Annotated in this window: 28 protein-coding genes, 1 tRNA gene and 1 pseudogene; 17 read left to right on the forward strand and 13 right to left on the reverse strand. The window is 58.3% G+C overall.

All coding sequences use genetic code 11. The annotated features are described in order from the left end of the window. Positions 1-5 precede the first annotated feature (5 nt). Positions 6-335, forward strand: a complete 330-nt coding sequence (locus tag ASC96_RS22655; RefSeq protein WP_060505347.1) for a hypothetical protein — start codon at positions 6-8, stop codon at positions 333-335. After that, complete coding sequence (locus tag ASC96_RS22660; RefSeq protein WP_060505348.1) at positions 332-562, forward strand: hypothetical protein; 231 nt, start codon at positions 332-334, stop codon at positions 560-562. Before ASC96_RS22655 ends, ASC96_RS22660 begins: the two co-directional genes overlap by 4 nt. 166 nt (positions 563-728) lie before the next feature. Here ASC96_RS22660 and ASC96_RS22665 read toward each other — a convergent pair whose 3' ends face one another. From ASC96_RS22665 to ASC96_RS32955, 10 genes and pseudogenes are all read right to left on the reverse strand, one after another. Beyond that, a complete protein-coding gene (locus tag ASC96_RS22665) occupies positions 729-1,040 on the reverse strand; it encodes a hypothetical protein (RefSeq protein ID WP_060505349.1) in 312 nt (103 codons plus the stop codon). A 738-nt stretch (positions 1,041-1,778) separates the two neighbouring features. Next, on the reverse strand, positions 1,779-2,477 hold the full coding sequence (locus ASC96_RS22670; RefSeq protein WP_060505350.1) for a NapC/NirT family cytochrome c: 699 nt from the start codon (positions 2,475-2,477) through the stop codon (positions 1,779-1,781). A gap of 3 nt (positions 2,478-2,480) precedes the next feature. After that, the gene (locus ASC96_RS22675) at positions 2,481-2,981 is read right to left on the reverse strand and encodes a nitrate reductase cytochrome c-type subunit (RefSeq protein WP_060505351.1); all 501 of its coding nucleotides are present in this window, start codon (positions 2,979-2,981) and stop codon (positions 2,481-2,483) included. Next, a complete protein-coding gene (napA, locus tag ASC96_RS22680) occupies positions 2,951-5,455 on the reverse strand; it encodes a periplasmic nitrate reductase subunit alpha (RefSeq protein ID WP_060505352.1) in 2,505 nt (834 codons plus the stop codon). Before napA ends, ASC96_RS22675 begins: the two co-directional genes overlap by 31 nt. Continuing rightward, entirely contained in the window at positions 5,452-5,715 is a 264-nt protein-coding gene (locus tag ASC96_RS22685) for a chaperone NapD (RefSeq protein ID WP_060505353.1), read from the reverse strand. The genes napA and ASC96_RS22685 overlap by 4 nt, the downstream gene beginning before the upstream one ends. Then, entirely contained in the window at positions 5,708-6,208 is a 501-nt protein-coding gene (locus tag ASC96_RS32190) for a ferredoxin-type protein NapF (RefSeq protein WP_082512243.1), read from the reverse strand. Before ASC96_RS32190 ends, ASC96_RS22685 begins: the two co-directional genes overlap by 8 nt. A gap of 5 nt (positions 6,209-6,213) precedes the next feature. Beyond that, a complete protein-coding gene (napE, locus tag ASC96_RS32195; protein ID WP_082512222.1) occupies positions 6,214-6,402 on the reverse strand; it encodes a periplasmic nitrate reductase, NapE protein in 189 nt (62 codons plus the stop codon). A 339-nt stretch (positions 6,403-6,741) separates the two neighbouring features. Next, positions 6,742-6,861, reverse strand: a pseudogene (locus tag ASC96_RS32200) (IS5/IS1182 family transposase); the annotation flags it as partial. A 123-nt stretch (positions 6,862-6,984) separates the two neighbouring features. Next, entirely contained in the window at positions 6,985-7,290 is a 306-nt protein-coding gene (locus tag ASC96_RS22690; protein ID WP_060505354.1) for a hypothetical protein, read from the reverse strand. Between the two features lie 81 nt (positions 7,291-7,371). Next, positions 7,372-7,515 (reverse strand): hypothetical protein, encoded by a 144-nt coding sequence (locus ASC96_RS32955; protein ID WP_156393875.1) that lies wholly within the window; start codon positions 7,513-7,515, stop codon positions 7,372-7,374. 247 nt (positions 7,516-7,762) lie between these two features. On the opposite strand from ASC96_RS32955, the gene ASC96_RS22695 reads away from it, so the two are divergent. The 3 genes from ASC96_RS22695 to ASC96_RS22705 all read left to right on the forward strand — a co-directional run bounded on the left by ASC96_RS22695 (position 7,763) and on the right by ASC96_RS22705 (position 9,950). Continuing rightward, a complete protein-coding gene (locus tag ASC96_RS22695; RefSeq protein ID WP_082512224.1) occupies positions 7,763-8,287 on the forward strand; it encodes an MgtC/SapB family protein in 525 nt (174 codons plus the stop codon). 180 nt (positions 8,288-8,467) lie between these two features. Next, on the forward strand, positions 8,468-9,457 hold the full coding sequence (locus ASC96_RS22700) for a GlxA family transcriptional regulator (protein WP_060505355.1): 990 nt from the start codon (positions 8,468-8,470) through the stop codon (positions 9,455-9,457). Between the two features lie 160 nt (positions 9,458-9,617). Beyond that, complete coding sequence (locus ASC96_RS22705) at positions 9,618-9,950, forward strand: hypothetical protein (protein ID WP_060505356.1); 333 nt, start codon at positions 9,618-9,620, stop codon at positions 9,948-9,950. A 324-nt stretch (positions 9,951-10,274) separates the two neighbouring features. Here the strand turns inward: ASC96_RS22705 and ASC96_RS22710 are convergent, their stop codons facing one another. Both ASC96_RS22710 and ASC96_RS22715 read right to left on the reverse strand, forming a co-directional pair. After that, complete coding sequence (locus ASC96_RS22710; protein WP_060505357.1) at positions 10,275-10,526, reverse strand: YMGG-like glycine zipper-containing protein; 252 nt, start codon at positions 10,524-10,526, stop codon at positions 10,275-10,277. A 272-nt stretch (positions 10,527-10,798) separates the two neighbouring features. Continuing rightward, positions 10,799-10,874 (reverse strand) — tRNA-Lys (locus ASC96_RS22715). Between the two features lie 191 nt (positions 10,875-11,065). On the opposite strand from ASC96_RS22715, the gene ASC96_RS22720 reads away from it, so the two are divergent. After that, positions 11,066-11,815: a cytochrome c biogenesis CcdA family protein gene (locus ASC96_RS22720; protein ID WP_060505358.1), complete on the forward strand. Its 750-nt coding sequence runs from the start codon at positions 11,066-11,068 to the stop codon at positions 11,813-11,815. A 31-nt stretch (positions 11,816-11,846) separates the two neighbouring features. Further along, a complete protein-coding gene (locus ASC96_RS22725) occupies positions 11,847-12,824 on the forward strand; it encodes an AEC family transporter (RefSeq protein ID WP_060505359.1) in 978 nt (325 codons plus the stop codon). Here ASC96_RS22725 and ASC96_RS22730 read toward each other — a convergent pair. Then, entirely contained in the window at positions 12,792-13,997 is a 1,206-nt protein-coding gene (locus tag ASC96_RS22730; protein WP_060505360.1) for a UbiH/UbiF family hydroxylase, read from the reverse strand. The genes ASC96_RS22725 and ASC96_RS22730 overlap by 33 nt on opposite strands. A gap of 279 nt (positions 13,998-14,276) precedes the next feature. On the opposite strand from ASC96_RS22730, the gene pcsA reads away from it, so the two are divergent. The 10 genes from pcsA (at position 14,277) to yjfF (ending at position 25,575) form a co-directional block, all read left to right on the forward strand. Next, the gene (gene pcsA / locus ASC96_RS22735) at positions 14,277-15,002 is read left to right on the forward strand and encodes a phosphatidylcholine synthase (protein WP_060505361.1); all 726 of its coding nucleotides are present in this window, start codon (positions 14,277-14,279) and stop codon (positions 15,000-15,002) included. 9 nt (positions 15,003-15,011) lie between these two features. Next, entirely contained in the window at positions 15,012-15,989 is a 978-nt protein-coding gene (locus tag ASC96_RS22740; protein WP_060505362.1) for a quinone oxidoreductase, read from the forward strand. Positions 15,990-16,041: 52 nt separating this feature from the next. Next, the gene (locus ASC96_RS22745; RefSeq protein WP_060505363.1) at positions 16,042-17,616 is read left to right on the forward strand and encodes an ABC transporter ATP-binding protein; all 1,575 of its coding nucleotides are present in this window, start codon (positions 16,042-16,044) and stop codon (positions 17,614-17,616) included. Beyond that, positions 17,606-18,700 (forward strand): ABC transporter permease, encoded by a 1,095-nt coding sequence (locus tag ASC96_RS22750; RefSeq protein WP_060505364.1) that lies wholly within the window; start codon positions 17,606-17,608, stop codon positions 18,698-18,700. The genes ASC96_RS22745 and ASC96_RS22750 overlap by 11 nt, the downstream gene beginning before the upstream one ends. Next, positions 18,700-19,620: an ABC transporter permease gene (locus ASC96_RS22755; RefSeq protein WP_060505365.1), complete on the forward strand. Its 921-nt coding sequence runs from the start codon at positions 18,700-18,702 to the stop codon at positions 19,618-19,620. Before ASC96_RS22750 ends, ASC96_RS22755 begins: the two co-directional genes overlap by 1 nt. 39 nt (positions 19,621-19,659) lie before the next feature. Then, the gene (locus tag ASC96_RS22760; RefSeq protein ID WP_060505366.1) at positions 19,660-20,730 is read left to right on the forward strand and encodes a BMP family ABC transporter substrate-binding protein; all 1,071 of its coding nucleotides are present in this window, start codon (positions 19,660-19,662) and stop codon (positions 20,728-20,730) included. Positions 20,731-20,893: 163 nt separating this feature from the next. Further along, positions 20,894-21,856: a galactofuranose ABC transporter, galactofuranose-binding protein YtfQ gene (gene ytfQ / locus ASC96_RS22765; RefSeq protein WP_060505367.1), complete on the forward strand. Its 963-nt coding sequence runs from the start codon at positions 20,894-20,896 to the stop codon at positions 21,854-21,856. Between the two features lie 208 nt (positions 21,857-22,064). Beyond that, positions 22,065-23,588: a galactofuranose ABC transporter, ATP-binding protein YtfR gene (gene ytfR, locus ASC96_RS22770; protein WP_060505630.1), complete on the forward strand. Its 1,524-nt coding sequence runs from the start codon at positions 22,065-22,067 to the stop codon at positions 23,586-23,588. After that, on the forward strand, positions 23,585-24,610 hold the full coding sequence (locus ASC96_RS22775; RefSeq protein ID WP_060505368.1) for an ABC transporter permease: 1,026 nt from the start codon (positions 23,585-23,587) through the stop codon (positions 24,608-24,610). The genes ytfR and ASC96_RS22775 overlap by 4 nt, the downstream gene beginning before the upstream one ends. Further along, positions 24,607-25,575, forward strand: a complete 969-nt coding sequence (yjfF, locus tag ASC96_RS22780) for a galactofuranose ABC transporter, permease protein YjfF (protein ID WP_060505369.1) — start codon at positions 24,607-24,609, stop codon at positions 25,573-25,575. The genes ASC96_RS22775 and yjfF overlap by 4 nt, the downstream gene beginning before the upstream one ends. Positions 25,576-25,580 lie beyond the last annotated feature (5 nt).

The raw sequence follows: 25,580 nt of genomic DNA on the forward strand, positions 1-25,580 counted from the left end.
ATGCAATGAATGCGCAACTCCATATCGACGGATCGTTTCAGGCCATGCGCCAGGCGTTGGACGAGGCCAATCGTGAATTCGCCAACGGGGGCACCGATCGTCACAGGGATGCCCTGCAACAGCTTGGTCGCGTCATGATGAACTCCATTGCCGAAATCATCGAGACAGATGGCGGGACGGACGGGTATCTTTATGACGCGGACGGCATCGCCCAGGATATCGGCGATTGCTACCACAAGGCAGTCATGGACGAAGAGGCCGCTGAGCCAGACATGACGCCCCGGCAGTCGAGCCATGGAACGCTGAATCTCAGCCAGCAAGGGGTAGGGCAATGATCACTGGAACGGATCTCCTACATATTTCGCTTGCCCGGGTGAACATGGATCGTACCGATCTGGAAACGGCAGGCGTGATAGATCGCGGTCAAGCGGGTGACAAGGCGTGGTCGAATTTTGGGCGAGACATGGATACCTTCATCTTGAAGCTTCCAGATGGGCGCCGGGCGGCACTCGCAGAAGCCATCCAAGAACAGGCGAGCCGCCAAAGCGGCGTTGCACATTAATTCAGCGATCGGCTGTCCCAATAGTCCGCCGCCAAGTGCTCGCTGCACCGCCACTCGATGACGCCTCGGCGATCCTTACCAAACGATCCCCAGCGCTTGCATCCCGGATGCCCGCACCAGTGTTCGAAATGCACCGGTGAGTTTGGGTGCACCATTCTGTCGTCGCTCATGATTGTGTGCCTTTGGGGTTGCGCGGCGTCATCACCCGCATAGACAGCTCCCAGTATTCCTCGACCTTCTGTGTGGCAAGTCGCGCCGTGGCCGCATAGCCGGCGATAGGCTTCGGTGGCGTGCCTATGTGGGGCTTCGGGAACTTCCCAGCCCAGTGCCATTGCCCCTTCGTCGGGCCGTGCAGTTCTTTCCTGATTCTGCCGATCGGCGCGTCACCGTCAAAGCCGCACCAGTCGGTATCCCTAGGCGGGTCGTTCTCGTCTAGCTGGGTGCGGTGCCATTTGTATTTCGGCTGGTAGTCGGTCATGCCGGAAAGGTAAGACTTGCTGTTGCCGGGATGTCAATAAAATCAAAGGGGCGGTATTTAGTCCCACCACTCTTTAAGCCATTGATTTCAGCCGATCCTCATACACCTGCAGGGGTCGCCATTCATTTCAAGCGTTTGTTAGCATTGCCCACCAAGCCGCAGTTTCTGGGTAGCCAACAGGCAACGCGGCATCTGAATGACTATTTGCGGTGACCAACGAGGTGCTGGTGGCGCTGTTTGTGGGTGGATAGAACGGGATGGCAATCCACCGATCGTTTCTAACGCCTGGCGAGCCGATGTGTCTGGGCGGCGTCTGAATTGCTAGCGGAAATTTCCCTTTCCTCCAGCGTCGCCAAATAGTGCTCTGCGCCAATCCCGCGCGGCGTATGACTTCGTTTTATCGATGATCCTAAGCATAGCTTCCTCCTTCTTCTTCCGAGACCGGGAGGGGCCGTATGCGAGATCGCGCGCTGTTCGATCTCGCAATCGATAGAAGCATCGTCACAGGTCGGGAAATTCGAACCCGCGCCATGGTTATCCAGCAAAGCGGGGCCGCATTTCTCAGAACAAGGTATGTTTGTGTGGAATTCGATCGGGCGGCCTCGCGCCTTCATGCTGGCCGTTCATATCGACAGTTTCGGTTCTTAGAAGCACTCAGTCTACTATTCGAGTTGTGGCGTCCGTGGCACGCTCTCCGAGCGAACTTCTCGTAATACTCAAGCGGCGGAGATAAAAAGCTCAAAACAAGCCGGCATGTGCGTCTGCCACAAATTTCCGGAGCTCCTCGACGGGCGTATCTGTGGCCATCTTCTTTCCCTCCAGTTCCTTTGGCATTTTCCAGCCGGGGTCGATACCTTCCATGTTGGGCAGCTCGTGAGCGATACCCTTATGGCAGTCGATGCACGTTGCTTTTCCTGTAAGCAGATACTGGGTATGGATGTCCGCTGCTCTTTGGGTCTGCTTCTGCAGGTCCATCGCGACGGATGAATGGCAGTTGCGGCATTCGAGGCTGTCGTTGGCCTTCATCCGCGCCCATTCGTTCTGCGCGAGCGCCAGACGGTGTTCGAGAAACTTCGACCGTGTGTTGATCGTGCCGAAAATCTTGCCCCAGACTTCCTTCGACGCCTGCATCTTGCGGGCGATCTTGTCCGTCCAATTGTGTGGCACGTGACAATCCGGACAACTCGCCCGCACGCCAGAACGGTTGGAGAAGTGGACGGTGCGCGTCAGTTCCTCATACACGTTGGTCTTCATTTCATGACAGCCCGTACAGAACTTCTCGGTATTGGTCACTTCAAGAGCGGTGTTAAACGCACCCCAGAACATGACACCGCCGATGAAGCCACCCAAGGTGAGGAACCCAAGACCGAGCGTTCCGGCGGGTGTCGTCATGATACTCAGTGCCCATTGGGCAATTTTCGTGATCCAGGCGATCATTTCTTACTCGCTTCCTGCCGGCTTGAATCCCAACTCGCTCATGTCTTTGAAGGTGTTAGGTACCAGTGGCTGTACGTCCGCCTGCGGGACGTGGCAGGCCGTGCAAAAGTAACGTCTGGGCGAAACGTCGGCGATCATCTGGCCATCCCGCGTCATATAATGCGTCACGCTGATCATCGGCGCGCCGGAGTCCTGAGTGAACTCCCGCTTGTGGCAGGTGAGGCACCGGTTCGCATTGACCGAGAGTTCGTAGCCGTCGATCGAATGGGGGATGACCGGCGGCTGGTCCGGATAGGCGCGCATCTTGCGTTTGTCGTCCGCCACCCACTTGGGCAGGACGGCGACGGCTCCGGACTCCATGGCAGGGGTCTGTCCCTGGAGTTGCGGGACGCTATTTGTTGCAACCTGTGCAATCGCAGCCGTCGCGATAAACACGAATATCCCGGCTATGACTGCCAACCATTCGGGCCGCATCAGACGACCAGTTGAATCTTGACCGCGCATTTTTTGAAATCCGTCTGTTTGGAGATGGGATCTGTGGCGTCGAGGGTGACTTTGTTGATCAACTGGCTGGCATCGAACCAGGGGACAAAGATAACCCCCGCGGGCATCCTGTTGCGGCCCCGGATGTCGATGCGGGTGCGGATTTCTCCGCGCCTGGAAACGATGCGGACTTCCGCGCCCTGATTTATGCCACGCTTGCGCGCATCGTCGGCATTCATGAAACAGCGCGCGCCTGGAAACGCCTTGTAGAGTTCCGGTACCCGCATGGTCATCGATCCGGAATGCCAGTGTTCCAGCACGCGTCCCGTCACCAGCCAGAAATCGAAATCCTTGTCGGGGGATTCCGCAGGCGGCTCGTACGGTACGGCAAGAATGATCGCTTTGCCGTCCTTTTGACCATAAAAGTTCACGCCTTCGCCAGCTTTCACGTAAGGGTCATACCCTTCGCGGTAGCGCCACTTTGTCTCCTGTCCATTCACAACGGGCCAACGGAGCCCGCGGACCTCGTGATAGGCGTCATAGGGCGCGAGGTCATGACCATGCCCACGCCCGAATGCGGCATATTCCTCAAACAGGCCTTTCTGCACGTAGAAGCCGAACTCTTTTGCCTCGTTATTGTCGTACTCCGCATTGACCTCGCTGAGAGGAAAGCGATCAACTTCACCGTTGCGGAACAAGACATCGAAAAGCGTCTTATCTTTAAAGCCGGGGTTGGTTTCGAGAATCTCGGCTGGCCAGACATCGGCTGTCGTGAACCGCTTGGAGAATTCCATCATCTGCCAGAGGTCGGAACGGGCCTCGCCAGATGCCTGCACAAGTTGATGCCAGACATGTGTCCGCCGTTCGGCGTTGCCGTATGCCCCTTCCTTTTCCACCCACATTGCCGCGGGCAATATGAGATCCGCGCTCATCGCCGTGATTGTCGGATAGGCGTCTGAGACGACAACGAAATTTTCCGGATTGCGATAGCCCTGATAGGTCTCGTTGCTGGTGTTGGGGGCGGCCTGGACGTTATTGTTACATTGCACCCAGTAAAAGTTGAGCTTGCCGTCCTTTAGCATCCGGTCCTGCTGCACAGCGTGATATCCCGGCTTTTCGGGAATGATGCCATGAGGAATCCGCCAAATTTCCTCGGTATGTTTGCGATGCTCAGGATTGGTGACGACCATGTCGGCGGGCAGACGGTGGGCGAAAGTCCCGACTTCGCGTGCCGTGCCGCAAGCGGATGGTTGGCCAGTCAGCGAGAACGGACTGTTGCCGGGTTCAGAAATCTTGCCCGTCAGCAGATGGATATTATAGACCATCTGATTGGCCCACACGCCCCGGACGTGCTGGTTGAAACCCATGGTCCAGAGCGACATGACCTTGGTTTTCGGATCAGCGTAGAGCTCTGCCAATTGTTCGAGGAATTCCGGCTCCACGCCGGTCATCTTGGCGGCTTTCTTCAGCGTGTAATCGGCGACGAATTCCTTGAAGGCCTCGAAATCCATCGGTTCGGTCTTGCCGGGATCGGAGGAATTGGCAGCGTTCACCTCCACCGGATCGTCCGGGCGCAGCCCATAGCCGATGTCGGTTGCGCCACGGGCAAATTTGGTGTGTTGCTGGACGAACGCTTCGTTGACCCGGCCGGTCTGGATAATGTGGTTTGCAATGTAGTTCAGGATGACAAGGTCGGTCCCGGGCGTAAAGACAACCGGGATATCGGCGAGGTCCATGCTGCGGTGAGTAAACGTCGACAGAACCGCGACACGAACATGCGGGTGGCCGAGGCGGCGATCGGCGATGCGGGTCCACAGAATCGGGTGCATCTCGGCCATGTTTGAGCCCCAAAGCACGAATGCGTCTGCGTTTTCGAAGTCGTCATAGCAGCCCATCGGCTCGTCCATGCCAAACGTTCGCATGAATGCGACGGCGGCGGATGCCATACAATGGCGAGCGTTGGGATCAAGATTGTTGGAGCGGAAGCCTGCGCGCATCAGCTTTGTCGCGGCATAGCCTTCGAAAATCGTCCACTGGCCGGAGCCGAACATGCCGACCGCCGTCGGGCCCTTTTCCTTCAAAACGCGCTTGGCCTGCTGGGCCATCACGTCGAAAGCCTCGTCCCAGCTCACCGGCTCGAATTCGCCGTCCTTGGCGTAGACCCCGCCACTCTTGCGAAGCAGGGGTGTCTTCAACCGGTCCTCGCCGTACATGATCTTGGAAAGGAAATAGCCCTTGATGCAGTTCAGTCCACGGTTGACCTCCGCTTGCATGTCTCCGTGGGTGGCGACAACCTGCCCCTCCTTGACGCCGACCATCACGCCGCAGCCGGTTCCACAAAACCGGCAGGGTGCCTTCGACCATTTGATTTCCAAGGCCTCTACCCCTCCGGGCACTTGCTGTGCGGCCGCGGGGAGGGTGATGCCGGCGGTGGCAGCGGCAATGCCGGCCGCATGTGCCTTCAGAATGTGACGACGTGTCAGTCCTTCGGTCATTTGTCCACGCTCTCCATTTCGACATGCTCGAAAACCATATTTGCGGATATGACACCGTCGAGAAGCGATATCCTTGCTAGGCAATCACCCATCATTCCGGTGCTGGTCCCTTCGATCACAAGAATGATCTTTCCGCCTCCGTGCCCGTGAACCTCGACATTCTCCATTCTCGCCAGTTCGGCGATGAGTTGGTCTGTCGCCCTGGGCAAGGTGGCGATCACTGCACTGGATATGTGATAGTTTGAGGGTGCTTCAGGCATTGGCGGAGTCCCGTTCACATGACTTTGTTTCGAATGCTCCCACAGGGCAAACCTGCATGCACGCACCGCAGCCCGTGCAGAGTTCCTCGTTGATCTCAGGTAAAAATGGGCTGCCGAGGCGCGGGCGAAACCGGATGGCACTCTCAGGGCAACTCTCGCCGCAAGACTGGCAAGCGATATCCCGCCTCGCAAGGCAGGCATCGGTGACGGCAGCAATATGGGGAAATCGATGCGGCGGCTCCGCAGCGAAGACCGGTTCAGGACAGACAAGACTGCATTCACCGCAAAACGTACATTCGCCTGACGAGAAGTCGAGCGCTGGCAGGTCATCGATCAACACGATGATCCGCGTGGGACAATGTTCGACACAAAGGCCGCAGCCCGTGCACGCTTCAAGGCTGAGTGGAGATGTTCCTGGAGGACAGATTAAGTTGGTTGTCTTGGCCGATGTGCCAAACAGAAACGAACGTCGTGTAGTCGGCGCCGTTCGCATCGCCTTCAATGCCCAAGGGGGCCGGGTGGGCCGAAGATGATTTGCCATATCCAGACGGCAAATCCGTAACTCGCCACTACACCCACCGCGATGATCGGCCATATGCCGAACGCCAGAATAAAAAACGTCAGAAGTTCACGCCGCCTCGTAGGCGATTTTACTATCGCTGAACTGCTGTGGGACGGCTCCTGCATAATCAGCCCCTGTTCAATTCCTAGCTCATACTACCAACGTATCCGAGTAAATAAAGTACAATAATACTAGGAGTTTACACTCATGTTATTTTCATCGGCGCAGTCGTGAGAATCCGTCTCCAACTTCCGTTTGGGCGGTGAGACAGCAATTGAATATGGTGTTATCCGATGCGCCGATGAATGGGTGACCGCAATTGGCTTATGGTGCGAAGACAAAGGCCCCCGCTCGCTTCGGCACACCAAGGCCGTGATGGTCGCAGGGCGCCGGGCAATCTCCGCGCGATGCGAATCCCTTTGGGCACACCCGGATAGAGAAGATGGCCTAGGAAGTGTGGATCGTTATTTGAGCCATAGGATTGTTACCGCCAGCGCTATCATGGACCGATAGTTTCTCGCCGTTTTCTCGTCGTGTGTGGCGATGCGCCGAAATTGTTTGAGTTTGCAAAAGCAGCACTCGATCACACATGGCAAATCCTCCTGCCACCAGTGAATAAAAAACCTCAAATTGGAAAGACCCTTAATCTATCGGGTCTTCTAAGCAGGTTGTCACACGTTCGAGCCCTGGAGGGGGCGCCAACTCATCTAAACGCCGGGAACCTCGTCATTGGCGACCAGGCCGCCTTCGCTTTCCAGAATGGAAAGACGGCGGGCTTCCGAACGGGTGAATTTGAGCTGGACACCCAAGCCGCGTTCACCTTCCGGTATGAAGATCGCTCCGGCTTTTTCCAGGGTGGTTTGAAGTGTAGCGATCGTTTCCACTGCCGGAGTTTCCAGCTTTCGTTCGAAGCGGGCGATCGTGTCTTCGTCGATGCCGGATAGTGTTGCCAGGAGCTGGCGCGATATTTCAACAAGTGCGCGGGCGGCGCGGCACTGGGATCCTGTAATCATGATCGCCCTCCTTTTGGGTCAAGGATGATCGAAGGGTGTTCACAGGTCAACCCGCTGTCATCCGGTCCGAACTTATGAGGGCTAAAGAACAAAGACGCCGATGATCGCTGCAATCGGGACGGGAACACCGACGAGCCAGATCAGCAATTCCCGCACCATGAAATTGCGGTAACTCGATGTGTCGCGATGTGCCGGCATGGGGAGTTGGACGGGTGGATTGGTCATCATGGTCTCCAGCGTTAAAAATACAGCATCCAGATCAGGATGACGACGACGAGGGGGACCCCCATGAACCAAAGAAGACCAGCGCGCAGCATGTGAATTTCCTCCGTTGAACCGGTGCAGTAACGCGCTATCGCCGGATTCGTTCCTTTCACTGGTATGCTCGATCCAACGCCCGGGACGCGTTCTTACACCGCTTTCGTGCCGGATGGCCTCCGGAACCATGTTTTGCGTCACGCGTTGAGGCCGCATGGACCAGATTTTCGCCGACATGTTTCCTGCCACGCAAATTCCCTATCCGGTAATCGTCGCCCGTTTTTGCGGTGCGATCTTCTTCGGCGGGCTGATCGGTTTTGAGCGCGAGGCGCAGGATAAGGCCGCCGGTTTACGGACTCACATTCTCATCAGCTTGGCATCGGCTGTGTTCGCCATCATTTCAATCGAGAGCGTGCATATGCCCGGTCTTTCAGACGAGCAGGTGCGCATTGATCCGCTGCGCGTGGTCGAGGCCGTCACCGCCGGCGTGGCTTTCCTTGCTGCGGGAACGATCGTCCTTTCCCGCGGCGAGGTGCGGGGCCTGACGACGGGGGCCGGCATGTGGCTTGCCGGTGCGATTGGCCTGGCTCTTGGCTTCGGCCACTGGTTGATCGCGGCCTTTGCGCTTGCTGCCGGACTGACGGTGCTTTTTGCCGTCGGCAAGATTCTGGTCGCGGTCAAGTCGAAGCCGGCCGCCGTGGAACGGGAGAAGGCCACCGAAGGAAACGACGAACCGTGAAATGACGTTAAAAAACGGGTCGAAGGCATCGCTGCCATTCGACCCGTCCGGTAAAGGTCGGTAGGGGGAATTTCCAGGCATCCGCAGCTAGTGTTGCGGACAGGAGGTCTTACATGGGCATCATGCCTGAGTGATGCCAATTCATTTGACATAAAGCGCAGAAAATTTGACATTTTTCGGATGTCTGCACTTGCGACTTCCGATCGACCATCTGCGCATTCCGATCACACTGTGACGGTCGTGATCGTGGTGCTGCCCGAATCATCGATCATGTCGCTGGCCTCTGTGCTGGACCCGATACGCGCCGCCAACCGGGTGGCGGGTAAAACTCTGTTCGACTGGAAAATCCTGTCTCCCGATGGCGAGCCTGTTCTTCTCACCTGCGGCGTCGTCATCGCTGTGGCCGGGGCGTTTTCGGCGCGGGTACAGGGGGACTGCCTTTTGATCATCGGCGGCTTCAATCTGGAGCGCCATGCGCAAAAGCCGTTCATCGCCAGCCTTCAGGCGAGCGCGCGGCATTTTTCGGTCGTCGCCGGCATCGAATCGGGATGCTGGCTCCTGGCGCGCTGCGGGCTGATCAATGGGCGCACCGCGACGGCCCACTGGGAAGAACTGGAGGATTTCGCTCTGACTTTTCCGGATGTTTCCGTCAAGGCCGACCGGTTTGTGACCGACGGAAAATTTTGGACATCCGGCGGTGCATCGCCGACCTTCGATATGATGCTGCACCTGATCCGGCAGCAATTTGGCTCATCGGTCGCGCTCGATGTGGCGAGCATCTTTGTCTACGACGAGACACATGCTGCGACGGATGCGCAGCCGCTGGTGTCGCTTGGTCGCATGGAGGCGCGCGATCCGGACCTTGCCCGGGCAATCCGCCTGATGGAACGGACACTCGACCGGCCCTTGTCGATGTCAGCCCTTGCGCTGCGGGCCGGGCAATCACAGCGCCAGCTGGAAATGCGGTTTGCCAGGGCGCTCGGCATCAGTCCTGGAAGTTACTATCTGCGGCTGAGGCTGCAGACGGCTCACCGGCTGGTCAGCGATACGCAACTCGGTATCCGCGAAGTCGCGCTTCGCTGCGGTTTTGACAGCCTTTCGTCCTTCTCGCGCGCCTTCAAACGTCAATATGGCGGCAGCCCCATGAAATTGCGCCAAGGCCGCCGGTGATGGGACTGTAGTCTGCTTTGGCCATCCACGCGCTTGGCCGTCTTGGGAGGCTGCGCCAATTTTGGGGAATTGCTCAAACAGAAAGGGGGCGATGATCATTGCCTCTTGCTGTGCTCCTGCAGCGGCCATATCTCTCGCGTGAATGGAGAGAGCAACGACAATGAAAACACTGATAGTGGCCACCGCAATCGGCCTTTCAACCCTGATGCTTGCCGGCTGCGTCAGCGAAGGCGTTTCCTACGAAGACAACGGCTACTATTCACGCCCGCGCGATTATTCCGAGCGCTACAACCGCAATGAGCGCTGGCGCGATAGAGCCGACTATTCGGAAGACCGGGAATACCGCCGTAGCGATCGCAGAAATAATGAAGGGCGCGCGGATTGGCGCGACCGCGAGGGCCGGGGGGATGATGACCGCCGCTGCCGCAATGATCCACGCTGCGAAGTTCCGGAATATAACCCGGAACGGCCGGGCTACTACCGCCGCGGCTGACAGGCGAAAGGTTCCCGGACCGGAGTTGTCCCAGTCAAACAGGCCAACGGAAACATGAACGGCGTTACCTTACCGGTGACGCTGTTTTTCTTTCACGGGTCTATAAACGCGACATGGATCGCGTCGTCAGTGATCAAAGCTATATAGCCGGATCCTTTACCAAGAACGCCGGTGGGTGGAGGGTTGGATTTCATTCGCCTGTGGGCTCATGGTCGAAATCGCGGTAGCACCAGCCCAACAGTGTCCATGCGGACTGTTCACGCCATGCGCGGCGCCCTTCGAGGCGCCGCTCGCGCAAGCCCAGAAAAAAACGCCGATTTTCTATCAGCAGCGCGCCTCGTAGCGCCGTCCATTGCGGTCACGATAGATGCAATAGCCTTGACGTTCCTGGGAACGGCCAATGAGGTTGCCCACAACGCCACCCGCCACTGCGCCGATAGCCGCGCCGCCCCAGCTATTGCTGACAGCGCCGCCGATGATGGCGCCGGAGCCTGCACCGATCGCGGTTCCCCGCTCCGTCGCCGTGCAGGACGATAGAGCAACAATGATTCCAACCGCAGCGACAAGTTTCTTCATGGCAATTCCTTTTGCTCCAAACTCACAGTTTCACCAGACGGTCTCAGCATCCATGCAATGCGTGCAATTGTCCAGTGCGGGTGCAAGCTGGGGGCGAAGCTTGGTTTTCAGTTTGGGCGAATCCTGAAGGCACCACTTATGGCGTGGGGGCGGTCGGCATGTCGTCACGGCAGCAATCGGCGGGCGCGCCGGTTATGGACCGTCGACCTAGGTTATCCGGAGGGAAAACATCCGAACACCAATACTTATGCTCTTGATAATTTTGGAAAATATGGTGAGAGCGCAGGGATTCGAACCCTGGACCTACTGATTAAAAGTCAGTTGCTCTACCGGCTGAGCTACGCTCTCCCAAGACCGGTCTGTTATGTCCGGCGGAAGTGGGCGGACATATGCACAGCGGGCTTGTTTTGGTCAACCCAAAAAAACGGGCAAAAGTGCAAAAACGATGTTTTCCAAGGAGATCGCCAAAAGGTGATTGGTTTGACACCTGCTTCGGCGCTAAGACGGCCGGGCTTATTGCAGGCTGGAGTTTTTGACTGGTGTCCATCGCTGATATTTCCATCTGGACCGCCGTTCTGGCGGGCGCGCTGTCCTTTCTGTCGCCATGCGTTCTGCCGCTGGTGCCGCCCTATCTCTGTTATATGGCGGGCATATCGGTCGACCAGTTCCGTGGCGGCGAAACGCAGGTCGCGTCCACGGGCACCCGGCGCGCGGTGTTTGGTGCGGCATTTCTGTTTACGCTCGGGTTTGCCACTGTTTTCGTGGCGCTGGGGGCCGGGGCATCCAGTATCGGCCTGCTACTGCGCCAGCATATCGACATCCTCTCGCGCATTGGCGGTATCGTCATCATCATTATGGGCCTGCATTTCCTCGGTGTGTTCCGGATCGGCATTCTCGGGCGCGAGGCGCGTTTTCAAGGCAACGGCAAGCCGGCCACGCTGTCGGGCGCCTATATCATGGGGCTTGCCTTTGCGTTCGGATGGACGCCGTGCATCGGTCCGGTGCTTGGCACCATTCTTGGCGTTGCTGCTGCGCGCGATACGGTGACCGATGGCGCCATGCTTCTGGCGGTCTATTCACTGGGGCTGGCCATTCCGTTCTGGATCGCCGCCGGGTTTTCCGGCGCCTTCATGAAGTTCCTGTCGCGCTTCCGCCGCCATCTCGGTCTGGTGGAAAAGCTGATGGGTGTGCTGCTGATTCTCGCTGGCCTTGCCTTCGTCTTCGGCTTCATCAGTTCGATGGCGATCTGGTTCCAGGAAACCTTTCCAGTCCTGATGCAAATCGGTTAAGCACGAACCTCAAACAGAGGTCGAGTGTAGAATGGCTGAAATAGCGGGTTTGGTACTGCCGTTCTTCGGCCTGATCTTCGTTGGCTATCTGACTGCGAAGCTGGCTCGCCGTCCGGCGGGCGAGGGCGCTGGCGATGCCATGGGCTGGCTCAATATCTTCATCATCTACGTGTCGCTGCCGGCATTGTTCTTCAAGCTGGTTTCAAAGACGCCGATCGAGCAGTTGACGCGCTTCGATTTCGTCTTCACCTCGATGGGTGTCACCTACACGATTTTTGCGCTTGTCTTCGGCGCAGGCTACCTCATTCGCCGCAATTCGCTGGCGGAATCAACCGTTCAAGGGCTGGCTGGAGCCTATGGCAATATCGGCTACATGGGGCCGGGGCTGACCTTGCTGGCGCTGGGTGAACCGGCTGCAGTGCCGGTTGCGCTGATCTTCTGCTTCGAAAACGTGCTGCATTTCATGGTGGCGCCGGCAATGATGGCGCTCGCTGGCGGCGACAAACGGCCAGCCGGCATGCTGACGCTGGGGATTGCGAAAAAAATCCTGCTGCACCCGTTCATTCTCTCGACAATTGCGGGCGTGATTGCAGCCTATTTTGCGTTTCAGCCGCCGCTGCCCGTTCAACGCCTGATCGATTATCTGGCGCAGGCGGCTGCACCCTGCGCGCTGTTTGCCATGGGCGTGACGCTGGCGCTGCGGCCGCTGAAACGCATCCCTGCCGAGATTGGCTATATCGTTCCCGCAAAGCTGATCCTGCACCCGGTGCTGATGTATCTGGTCATGAGCCTTGCCGGCAATTTCGAGCCGGTCTGGGTGCAGACAGCTGTGCTTCTGGCCGCGTTGCCGACGGCGACCAACGTCTTTGTCATCGGCCAGCAATACGGAGTCTGGCAGGAGCGGGCGTCGGCAACGATCCTGATCACCACCGTCCTTTCGGTGGCGACGGTGACGATGCTGCTCTATCTGATCAGTTCAGGCGCTCTTCCGGCCGATCTTTTCCCGTAACGCACCACGCAGGGATTGCAGCGCACTGCCTGGATTGATCCCCTCGCGCATCATCAGATTGCGCAGCGGCGCTACACTTGCCAAAGCCTGCAGGCCTGCAGCACGCAGCATCTGTACGGGCAGGAAGTCAGACAAGAGGGAGCGATTGAGCAGATCGACGCTGACGGTGCGGCTGAGAATGTCGGCGCGCCGTTTGCGGTCATAACGGCCGCCAAAATCGTCAGGAACAGGTGAGTATCCGAGCAGCGATAGGGCGGCCATGATGTCGCGCAGGCTGAGATTCAGTCCCTGTGCACCAATAGGCGGGAAGGCGTGGGCGGCTTCGCCGATCAGGACCGCCCGGCCCTTGCCGAAGGCGTGGGCAGTCATGCCGGAGAGCGGGAATGACTGGGCCGCACCTTCTATAACCACTTTCCCGAGCATGGATTGCATGCGCTGTTCCACCGCCAATGCCAGAGCGTCAGGCGAAAGGGCCAGCGCCGCTTCGGTGTCTTCCGGTTTCTGAACCCAGACAAGGCTGGATCGCAAACCACCGGGCAATGGAACCTGCGTAAACGGGCCGTGCGGTGTGTGGAATTCCGTCGAGATGTTCTGGTGGGGCACCTGATGGGAGAAATTGAGCACAAGCGCACTTTGCGGATAGGACCAGTTGCGCACCTCGATACCGGCGGCCGCGCGTACGCCGGATTTCCGGCCGTCGGCGCCGATCACAAGGCTGGCCGTGATGGTGCGCCCATCATCGAGCGTCAGCACGGCGCGCTCGGGTTCAAATTCGACCTGCGCCAGGCTCGCAACAAGACGCGTGAACGTCGGCCGTTTGGCTGTTTCCTGTTCCAGGAGGGTAAGGAAGGGAGCGTTGGGAATATTGTATCCGAATGCCTCTAGTCCGACTTCTGCGGCGTGAAAGGTCACTGTCGGCGCGCGCAGCAGCCGGTTTGTTGCGTCGATGATCCGCATGCTGGAAAGAGGGGCTGCCAATGGCGCAACGGCCTGCCAGAGGCCAAGTTTCCGCACGAGCTCAATTGATTGATCCATCAGCGCCGTAGTCCGTCCATCGGCTTTGCCAGCCACCGGCGCAATCAGCGCGATGCTGCGGCCGGTATCGGCAACCGCAAGCGCTGCCAGAGATCCGGCGAGCCCCGCACCGACGACTGCGATTTCAAAGTGCTCCATGGCGTCCGCTTCCCGTGCATGTATCTGTTGAGGGTTCGATCTTAACTGTCGGCGGCTGCGAAGGAAATGGGGTGAAATGGCGCAGATGCACGTCGCATCCACAGCTGATTCTTGTGCTTTTGCGGCGTTAGGTGATTTTTGCTGGCAGCCAAACGCAAACGGTGCATATTACCGCCAACACCCGCGCAACAGTGCGGGTACGGGAGCGTGGGCTAGTGAAACGGCCGGTTCAGCATGCTTCCAAGGAAAGCGCAGAGTAAGGACAGGGTGCGTCTGCCGATGAAGTTTTTTAACTACAAGCGCGTGCCCTACGCGGAAATTCGCGCATTTTCCGTTCATATTCTCACCGCATCCGGATCATTCCTCGCCTTTTTGGGCGTGGTTGCTGCAGCCGAGCACCGATTCGTCGATATGTTCTGGTGGTTGGGTCTGGCTCTTGCCGTCGATGGCATCGACGGGCCGATTGCCCGCAAGGTTCGCGTCAAGGAAGTGCTGCCGAACTGGTCCGGCGATACGCTCGACAATGTCATCGACTATGTCACCTATGTGCTTCTTCCTGCCTTTGCGCTCTATCAGAGCGGCATGATCGGTGAACCATGGTCGTTCTTTGCCGCCGGTGCCATCGTCATGTCGAGTGCGATTTATTATGCCGACATGGGTATGAAGACGGACGAGTATTTCTTCTCCGGCTTCCCGGTCGTCTGGAACATGGTGGTGTTCACGCTGTTCGTCATCGATGCCAGCGAACTGGCGGCCTCGATCGTCGTCGCCGTATCAGTTGTCCTGACCTTCATGCCGATCAGTTTCCTGCACCCGGTGCGCGTCAAGCGCCTGCGGCCGCTCAATCTGGCCGTCTTTGCTGTCTGGTCGGTGCTCAGCGGCTACGCGCTGCTTTTGCATTTCGACACTCCTGCCTGGGTCGTGGCCGGCGTCGTCGGTACCGGCATCTATCTCTATGTCATCGGTTTCGTCTTGCAGATATTTCCCCGGCTTGGACGGGGTTGAGGAGGTTTCATGGCACAGGCCATCATGGTGCGCACACTTGGCGGACCGGAAGTTCTCAAAATTGAAGGTGTAACGCTTTCTGCCCCAGGGCCGGGCGAAGTGCAGATCCGCCAGGTCGCGGTCGGCGTGAATTTCATTGACGTCTATTTTCGTACAGGCCTCTACAAGTCGGCCGAAGGACTTCCCTTCATTCCGGGTAAAGAGGGCGCGGGCATTGTCACGGCGGTCGGCGATAATGTCAGCAGCTTTTCGGTTGGTGACCGGGTAGCCTACGCATCCTCCGATGGAGCCTATGCGAGCGAGCGCAATATCGAGATTTCGCAGCTGGTGAAGGTGCCTGATGGCATCACGCTGGAAACGGCGGCGGCAATGATGCTGAAGGGCATGACGGCGCAGTACCTGCTCAATCAGACCTTCAAGGTCGGGCCGGAAACCACGCTTCTGTTTCACGCGGCCGCGGGCGGTGTCGGCCTGATCGCTGGCCAATGGGCCAAGGCGCTCGGTGCGACGGTCATCGGAACTGCGGGTTCGCAGGACAAGATCGATCTGGCGCTGGCTCATGGATACGACCATGTCATCAACTACCGCACCGACAATTTTGTCAGCGCGGTCAAGGAGATCACCGGCGGCAAGGGTGTCGACGTGGTTTATGATTCTGTCGGCAAGGATACCTATCCGGCCTCGCTCGATTGCATCAAGCCGCGCGGCCTCTGGGTGAGTTTTGGCAATTCTTCAGGCCCGGTGGAGGGCGTCAATATCGGCATCCTGGCGCAAAAGGGCTCGCTGTTTGCAACACGGCCGACCCTGTTCAGCTATGTTTCCACACGGGCGGCGCTGGAGGCATGTGCAAACTCCTTGTTTGATGTTGTGCAAAGCAGCAAAGTGCGTATCAATATCAACCAGACGTATGCGCTTGCCGATGCAAGTCAGGCGCATGCAGATCTGGAAGCAAGAAAAACGAGCGGAACAACATTGCTGATTCCCTGAGACAAGCCGGAGAGGCAGCCAGGGCAGCAGAGAATGAGAAAAGAGGGGCGGCGTGTCGGCTGAGGGACAACCCGCCAACAGTCTATTGCTGGCTGTTGGCCAACTGACAAAACTGTTCGGCACATTCGCGGCCTGTAACGGAATCAATCTCGATATTAGACCGGGCGAAATTCACGCACTTCTCGGCGAGAATGGCGCCGGCAAGTCGACACTGGTCAAGATGCTGTTCGGTGTGCTTGCGCCCACCAGCGGCCAGATCGTCTGGCAGGGGCAGCCGGTGCGCATCACCAGCCCCAGTGCCGCCCGCAAGCTCGGCATCGGCATGGTGTTTCAGCATTTTTCGCTGTTTGAAGCACTGACCGTCGCTGAAAATATTGCCCTGTCGATGGATCCCGGCGTGTCGTTGGCAAAGATCGCCAAGGAAGCGTCCGACCTTTCGCATGCCTATGGACTTCCGCTCGATCCGCATGCGCATGTGGCCGACTTGTCGGTAGGCGAGCGCCAGAGAATCGAAATCGTCCGCGCCTTGCTGCAGAACCCGAAGCTGATCATTCTCGACGAGCCGACTTCGGTGCTGACGCCGCAGGAGGCCGACCGGCTGTTCGAAACATTGAACAAGCTGAAAGCCGAGGGGCGCTCGGTGCTTTATATCAGCCACCGGCTGGAAGAGGTGCAGCGCATCTGCGACCGCGCCACTGTTCTGCGCCATGGCAAGGTGACCGGCGCCTGCGATCCACGCCAGGAAACTCCATCCTCGCTGGCCCGTATGATGGTCGGCAGTGATGTCGCGCATGTCAGTGCCGAAGGCACAAATTCAAAGGGTACCGTCAAGCTTGAGGCTCGCCATCTGTCCGCCGCTGCCAGAACGCCTTTTGCCGTTGCCCTGAAGAACATCTGTCTGAAGGTGCATGCCGGAGAAGTGCTGGCGATTGCCGGTGTTGCGGGCAACGGGCAGGGAGAGCTTTTCGACGCGCTGTCCGGCGAATATCCTGTCGCCAGCGATGATGTCATTCTGATCTCGGACAAACCGGTCGGTACGCGCGGCATCAATGCCCGCCGGCTGATGGGGGCGAGTTTCGTGCCGGAGGAGCGGCATGGACATGCTGCCGTTTCGGCGCTGTCGCTCTCCGACAACCTCATCCTTGCCCGTAGCCAGTCCGACCGGCGCGCCTTTCTCGGCGGCGGTCCGCTCGGGCTGATCCGCCAGGATGCAGTCAAAATGGCGGCGAAGCGTATTTCCTCAGCAATGGATGTGCGCAAGAGCGGCGAAAATCCACCAGCCGGTTCCCTGTCGGGTGGCAATCTGCAGAAATTCATTGTCGGCCGCGAACTCGACCGTCAGCCGACGGTGTTGATCGTCAATCAGCCGACTTGGGGGGTGGATGCAGGTGCGGCCAGCCGTATCCGGCAGGCGCTTGTCGATCTGGCTAAATCCGGTTCCGCAGTCCTTGTTATCAGCCAGGACCTTGATGAAATCTTCGAAGTGGCGACGGAAATTGCGGTGATCAGCGAAGGCAAACTTTCCGATATCTATCCGGCATCGGAACTGTCGCGCGAAAAAATCGGACTGTTGATGGGCGGCATGTATGGCAAGACCGAGACTGCGGAGACGGCGCATGCGCATTGAACTGGAACGGCGCCCTGACGTCTCCAAGCTGTTTTCCATCCTGTCGCCGTTCATCGCGCTCGGGCTGACGCTCATTTTCGGCGGCATCATGTTCATGATGCTCGGCAAGGACCCGATCGCCGCCCTTTACAGCTTCTTCATCGAGCCTCTGACGGAGGTCTGGTCGCTGCACGAACTGGCGATCAAGGCAGCGCCGCTCATACTCATCGCTGTCGGTCTTTCCGTTTGCTATCGTTCGAACAACTGGAATATCGGCGCCGAAGGTCAGTTCATCATGGGGGCGATCGCCGGGTCGATCCTGCCCGTCGTGTTCTATGAATGGCAATCGCCGCTGGTTCTGCCGCTGATGATGCTGCTCGGCATGCTGGGCGGTGCGCTGTTTGCGGGCATTCCGGCTTTCCTCAAGGCACATCTGAACACCAACGAAATCCTCACCAGCCTGATGCTGGTCTACGTCGCGCAGCTGTTTCTCGATTGGCTGGTGCGCGGCCCCTGGCGCAATCCGGGCGGCATGAATTTTCCGGAAACCCGGACCTTCGACGCAACCGCCATCCTGCCTGAAATGATCGCGTCCGGACGGGCGCATTGGGGCTTTGGCTTCGCGATTATCGCGGCGATCCTGGTCTGGTTCATGATGCGCTACACGCTGAAGGGTTTCGAGATCACCGTGCTTGGCCAATCGCAGCGGGCAGGGCGTTTCGCCGGTTTTTCGTCGCGCAAGATGATCTGGTTTTCCATGCTGCTCTCTGGCGCTCTGGCGGGTCTTGCGGGCATTGCTGAGGTCAGCGGCGCGATCCAGCAGCTACGGCCGGTGATTTCACCCGGCTACGGCTTTACTGCGATCATTGTTGCCTTCCTCGGACGCCTCAATCCACTCGGGATTGTGGTTGCCGGGCTTGTGCTGGCGCTGACCTATCTCGGTGGCGAGGCGGTGCAGGTTTCGCTGCAGATTTCCGACAAGCCGATCCGGGTATTCCAGGGGCTCCTGCTGTTCTTCGTGCTCTCCTGCGACACGCTCATCCACTACAAGATCAGGATGATGTGGTACGACCTGAGCGAGACGGCCGGTAAGGGGATACGCTGATGGGAATTTTCGAAGCGATGCTGCTGACCATTATCACGGCGGCGACTCCCTTGGTCCTCGCGGCGATCGGCGAACTGGTCACCGAGCGGTCCGGCGTCCTCAATCTTGGCGTCGAGGGCATGATGGTCATGGGGGCGGCCTGCGGCTTCATCGCCACGCAGGTCACCGGATCTCCCTATATCGGCATTCTCGCCGGTATCGCGGCGGGCGCGCTGTTTTCGCTGCTGTTCGGTTTCCTCACCTTGACGTTGGTTGCCAATCAGGTGGCGACAGGGCTGGCCTTGACCATCCTGGGGCTCGGTGTTTCCAGCATGATCGCCGAACCCTATCTCGGGCAATCCGGGATCAAACTGCCGCAGATCGTCTTTCCGGTCCTCTCGGATATCCCGTTTCTGGGCCCCGTCCTGTTCAAGCAGGATCTGATCTTCTATCTGTCGATAGCGCTGGTCGCCGGCGTCAACTGGTTCCTGTTCAAAAGCCGTGCTGGCCTGAAACTCCGGTCCGTCGGCGATAGCCACGCTTCAGCGCATGCGCTCGGCATCAATGTCATCCGCACGCGCTATCTGGCCGTGATGTTCGGCGGTGCCTGCGCCGGTCTGGCCGGCGCTCAGTTATCGCTGGTCTATACGCCGCAATGGGCGGAAAACATGTCGGCCGGGCGTGGCTGGATCGCGCTGGCGCTAGTGGTATTTGCCTCCTGGCGGCCATGGCGGATCGTGGCCGGCGGTTATCTGTTTGGCGCCGTATCGATCAGTCAGCTCTATGCCCAGGCCTTCGGCATCGGCATTCCCTCGCAGTTTCTTTCCGCTCTTCCCTATCTGGCGACAATTATCGTACTCATTCTCATCTCGCACAATCGACGCATGACATTGATCAATACGCCGGCGTCGCTCGGCAAGTCCTTTGTGCCGGACCGGTAAACAAGAACAACGACGTAAACCAAACCTACAGAGGTCAAAATGAAAAAACTACTTTTCGCACTCGCCACGACAGCAGCGGTCATCGGCTTTTCCGCCGGCGCCTACGCTGCCGACAAGGCAAAGGTCTGCTTCGTCTATGTCGGCTCAAAGACCGACGGCGGCTGGACTCAGGCACACGATATTGGCCGTTTGGAGCTTGAAAAGGCGCTCGGCGACAAGATCGAAACCCAGTTCCTCGAAAGCGTTCCGGAAGGCCCGGATGCCGAGCGCGCCATCGAGCGCCTGGCACGCTCCGGCTGCGGCCTGATCTACACCACGTCGTTCGGCTTCATGGATGCGACCGTCAAGGTTGCCGCAAAATTCCCGGATGTTAAGTTCGAACATGCGACCGGCTACAAGACGGCGCCAAACCTTGCGACCTATAACAGCCGTTTCTACGAGGGCCGTTATATTCAGGGTCAGATCGCCGCAAAGATCTCTCAGAAGGGCGTTGCCGGTTACATCGCTTCCTTCCCGATCCCGGAAGTGGTCATGGGCATCAATGCCTTCGTCACCGGCGCCCGCTCGATTAACCCGGATTTCAAGATCAAGGTCGTATGGGCAAACACCTGGTTCGACCCCGGCAAGGAAGCTGATGCTGCAAAGGCGCTGATCGACCAGGGCGTCGACGTATTGACGCAGCACACCGACACGACCGCACCGATGCAGGTTGCTGCCGAACGCGGCATCAAGGCTTTCGGCCAGGCCTCCGATATGATCAAGGCTGGTCCGGAAACACAGTTGACCGCGATCGTTGATACCTGGGGCGCCTATTACATCAAGCGCACGCAGCTCTTCCTCGACGGTAAGTGGGAAACCCAGTCGAGCTGGGACGGCCTGAAGGACGGCATCCTGAGCATGGCGCCCTATACCAACATGCCGGATGACGTGAAGGCGATGGCGGAAGAGACCCAGAAGAAGATCGAGTCGGGTGAACTGAAGCCTTTCACCGGCCCGCTGAAGAAGCAGGACGGTTCCGAATGGCTGGCCGCCGGCGCATCCTCGGATGACGGCACGCTGCTCGGCATGAACTTTTACGTCGAAGGCGTTGACGACAAACTGCCGCAATAATCCGGCACCCATCGTTGCAATCGGAAAGGGTGGCCGCAAGGCCGCCCTTTTTCGATTCTGGACTATGTGAATTTGCTTAAAGACGCGCAAAAACTGTTTACATAAATAATATAGTATGATTTTTTATTCAAGCTGCTGAGGAGCAGCTTTTTGGGAGGAAATCATGAAAATCAAGACTGCACTTAGCTGTGCCACGGTTCTGGCTGCCTGCATGTTCGGTTCGGCCTCTGCCGCCGACCTGACGATCGGCTTTTCGCAGATCGGCTCCGAATCCGGCTGGCGCGCGGCCGAAACCACCTTGACCAAGCAACAGGCGGAAAAGCGCGGCATCGACCTGAAATTCGCCGATGCGCAACAGAAACAGGAAAACCAGATCAAAGCCTTGCGGTCATTCATCGCACAGGGCGTTGATGCCATATTGATCGCCCCGGTTGTCGCCACCGGTTGGGATGAAGTCCTGACGGAAGCCAAGGATGCCGAAATCCCGGTCATCCTTCTCGATCGCACGGTGGATTCGAAGGACGATCTCTACCTCACGGCCGTCACATCCGATCTTGTTCATGAGGGCAACGTTGCCGGCAAGTTCCTGGTCGACAAGGTCGGCGGCAAGCAATGCAACGTCGTCGAGCTGCAGGGCACCACAGGTTCCTCTCCGGCTATCGACCGCAAGAAGGGCTTCGAAGAGGCGCTGAAAGGCTATGACAACCTCAAGATCGTCCGCAGCCAGACCGGCGACTTTACGCGTACCAAGGGCAAGGAAGTCATGGAAAGCTTCCTGAAGGCGGAAGACGGCGGCAAGAATATCTGCGCGCTCTACGCCCACAATGACGATATGGCCGTCGGCGCCATCCAGGCGATCAAGGAAGCCGGCTTGAAGCCGGGAACGGATATTCTCGTCGTCTCCATCGACGCGGTTCCGGATATCTTCCAGGCGATGGCAGCTGGTGAAGCCAACGCCACAGTTGAGTTGACGCCGAACATGGCCGGTCCGGCATTCGATGCACTCGATGCGTTCCTGAAGGATGGCACCAAGCCGGCCAAGTGGATCCAGACGGAATCGAAGCTCTACACCCAGGCTGACGATCCGCAGAAGGTCTACGAAGAAAAGAAGGGCCTCGGCTACTGATTGATTGCCGGCATTGCACGAGGGGCACATCCGCTGTCTTTGGACGGTTGATGTGGATCGCGAGGCGATGCCGGCACGTCACTGTCAGATGGACTGCTTACGTCCGAATGCCCGGCACCGTGGCAATCCACACCTTATGCGGACGCTGGTGCAACTGGCGCAAATCCGTAAGCTATGGCTGACCTCATTTGTTGAAGAATCCGGTTTCATGCAGAACAGCTCAAACGATATTCTTGTCGCCGCCGGGATCGTGAAAACCTTTCCGGGCGCCATTGCGCTCAATAAGGTCGATTTTTCGCTGCGGCGCGGCGAAGTGCATGCGCTGCTGGGCGAAAACGGCGCCGGAAAATCGACGCTGATCAAATGCATGACGGGCGCCTACCGCCGCGACGCTGGTCAGTTGAGCCTCGATGGCACTGAGATCGACCCACGAGACACGCTCGATGCCCAGAAACTGGGGATCGGCACCGTCTACCAGGAAGTCAATCTCCTTGGAAATCTGAGCGTTGCCGAAAACCTCTTTCTCGGGCGTCAGCCTCGTCGTTTCGGTCTCATTCAGAACGGGGAAATGAAAAGGCGGGCAAACGCTCTGCTTGCGCAATATGGCATCGATATCAACGTCTCCGCGGCGCTTGAGAGTTACTCCGTGGCCATCCAGCAGGTCGTAGCCATCGCCCGTGCTGTCGATCTCTCTGGCAAGGTGCTGATCCTCGACGAGCCGACTGCCAGTCTCGATGCCCAGGAAGTGGAAATGCTGTTTCGCATTGTCCGCGATTTGCGGGCGAGGGGACTTGGTATCGTCTTCATCACCCATTTTCTCGAACAGGTCTACGATCTCTCGGACCGGATCACCGTGCTGCGCAACGGCCAGTTGGTCGGCACCCGCGACATCGCATCCTTGCCGCGCCGCGAACTCGTGACGATGATGCTCGGCCATGAGTTGCAGTTTGTCGAAAAGGCCGTTGGTGCGGTTGAGACGGCAAGCGGCCCTGTTCATTTCCGGTTTTCGAAATACGGCAAGACAGGCAAGATCAACCCATTCGATCTGGATGTCCGCAAGGGCGAGGTCGTCGGTATTGCCGGCCTTCTTGGTTCCGGCCGCACCGAAACCGCAGAATTGATGTTCGGTGTGCACAAGGCCGACAGTGGTAGCGCCGATATCGGCGGCAAGACGGCGAATCTCTCATCACCACGCGCTGCCATTGCCGAAGGCTTCGGGTTTTGCCCCGAGGATCGCAAGCTTGACGGAATCATTGGCGAATTGTCCGTGCGCGAAAACATCGCTCTCGCCTTGCAGGCGCGGCGTGGCTGGGCAAGGCCGCTTGCCGCCTCCGAGCAGAATGCCTTGGCCGACCGCTACATCAAGGCGCTGGACATTCGCACCAGCGACCGGGAGAAGCCGATCCGGTTGCTTTCCGGTGGCAATCAGCAGAAGGCCATTCTGGCGCGCTGGCTGGCCACCAACCCGCAGTTTCTCATTCTCGACGAACCGACACGCGGTATCGATGTTGGAGCCCATGCGGAAATCATCCGGCTGATCGGTGAACTCTGCGCACAAGGCATGTCGCTCATCGTCATTTCGTCCGAGCTTGAGGAACTCGTGGCTTACAGTTCGAGGATTATCGTTCTGCGCGATCGCGCCCATGTGGCGGAGTTGACTGGCAGCGAGATCACCACCGAACATATCGTCAATGCCATTGCTGCGGCAACGGTTGCAGGAGGCGCCCAATGATCGACAACGCAAAACGTCTCGGCCGCCGCCTGTTGCCGCAATTCGTTGCGCTAGCGCTGATTCTGGCGTTGATCCGGTTGGTCTTTCCCGATTTCTTCTCGATCGAAATCCAGAACGGGAGGCTTTATGGCAGCCTGATCGATATTCTCAATCGCGGCGCCCCGGTCGCTCTTCTGGCTGTCGGCATGACTGTGGTGATCGCCACGAAAGGCATCGATCTTTCTGTGGGCGCGGTCATGGCCATTTGCGGCGCCGTGGCCGCCGCATCCAGCGTACGCGGGGATCCATTGCTAGTGACCTTGCTTTTGGCGGTCGGCACAGGCCTGATCTGCGGCGTCTGGAACGGGTTTCTGGTTTCGGTGCTCAATATCCAGCCGATTATCGCCACGCTGGTGCTGATGGTCGCCGGGAGAGGGATCGCCCAATTGGTGACGGAAGGCGCGATCCTGACCTTCAACGATCCCGGGTTGATTTTCATCGGCAGTGGCTCCTTCCTTGGCCTGCCGATGCCGGTCGTCATCTGGCTTGCGTTCGGCATCGCTGTGGCTTTGCTGGTGCGGCGCACCGCGCTTGGCATGCTGATCGAGGCCGTCGGTATCAATCGCCGTGCCAGCACGCTGTCAGGAATACAGACGCCTCTGCTTTTGATGGCGGCTTACATGCTGTCGGGGCTGTGTGCCGCCGTCGCCGGGTTGATCGTCACGGCAGATATCAGGGGCGCCGACGCCAACAATGCGGGTCTCTGGCTTGAACTCGATGCCATTCTCGCCGTCGTCGTCGGCGGCACGTCACTGCTCGGTGGCCGGTTCAGTATCGTTGCCTCGCTGATTGGCGCCATGATCATTCAGGCGGTCAATACCGGCATCCTGTCTTCGGGCTTTCCGCCGGAATTCAACCTGATCATCAAGGCGGCGATCATCGTCATCATCCTCGTCATCCAGTCGCCGCGCGTGCAGGCCGGGTTGACGTTCCTTGGCCGGAAATCCGTCCGTAGAGAGACCGCAGAGCAGTCCGCCCAATGAACCAGAAATATCTCCCGCTCATCGCCACCATCGTCATCTTCGTCGTTTCCTACGCGGCGTGTGCCGCGCAGTATCCGAACATCCTATCGACCCGCGTGATCGGCAACCTTCTGACAGATAACGCTTTTCTTGGGATTGCAGCAGTCGGCATGACCTTCGTGATCCTGTCGGGCGGTATCGACCTGTCGATCGGTTCGGTCATTGCCTTCACGGGTATTTTCCTGGCTGTTCTCTTGCAGAATACCGGCATCCATCCGCTCGCAGCCTTCGCGCTCGTGCTCGTGATCACGACGCTGTTCGGTGCGATCATGGGGGCGATCATCTACTATCTTGAAATGCCGGCCTTCATCGTTACGCTGGCCGGTATGTTCCTGGCCCGTGGTATGGCCTTTGTTCTGTCGGTCGATTCGATCCCGATCAAACATCCGTTCTACGCAACGATGAAGACGTTTTACTACAAGCTGCCGGGCGGTGGCCGCATCACGCTGATCGGCGGACTGATGCTGCTGGTCTTTGCGGCGGGTATCCTCATTGCCCAGCGCACCCGCTTCGGTACCAATGTCTATGCGCTTGGCGGTGGTGCCCAGACGTCGGCCCTGATGGGCGTTCCCGTCGGCCGCACGACCATGATGATCTATGGTCTTTCCGGTTTTCTGGCCGGGCTTTCGGGAATCGTTTATTCCCTATATACATCAGCAGGTTATTCGCTCGCCACCGTGGGTGTCGAGCTGGATGCGATTGCTGCGGTGGTGATTGGAGGAACGCTTCTGACAGGAGGCGCCGGGTTTGTCGGAGGAACACTCGTCGGCGTCTTGATTCAGGGACTGATCCAGACCTACATCACCTTCGACGGTTCGCTGTCGAGTTGGTGGACGAAAATTTTGATCGGTGCCTTGCTGTTTGCTTTCATATTGATGCAAAAGGCCATCCTGTTTTTGTCGCGCCAAAACAGAAGGTATTCCTGAGGGGG

The sequence above is a fragment of the Rhizobium sp. Root1204 genome, from assembly GCF_001424965.1.
In the GTDB taxonomy this organism is placed as follows: Bacteria; Pseudomonadota; Alphaproteobacteria; order Rhizobiales; family Rhizobiaceae; genus Pararhizobium.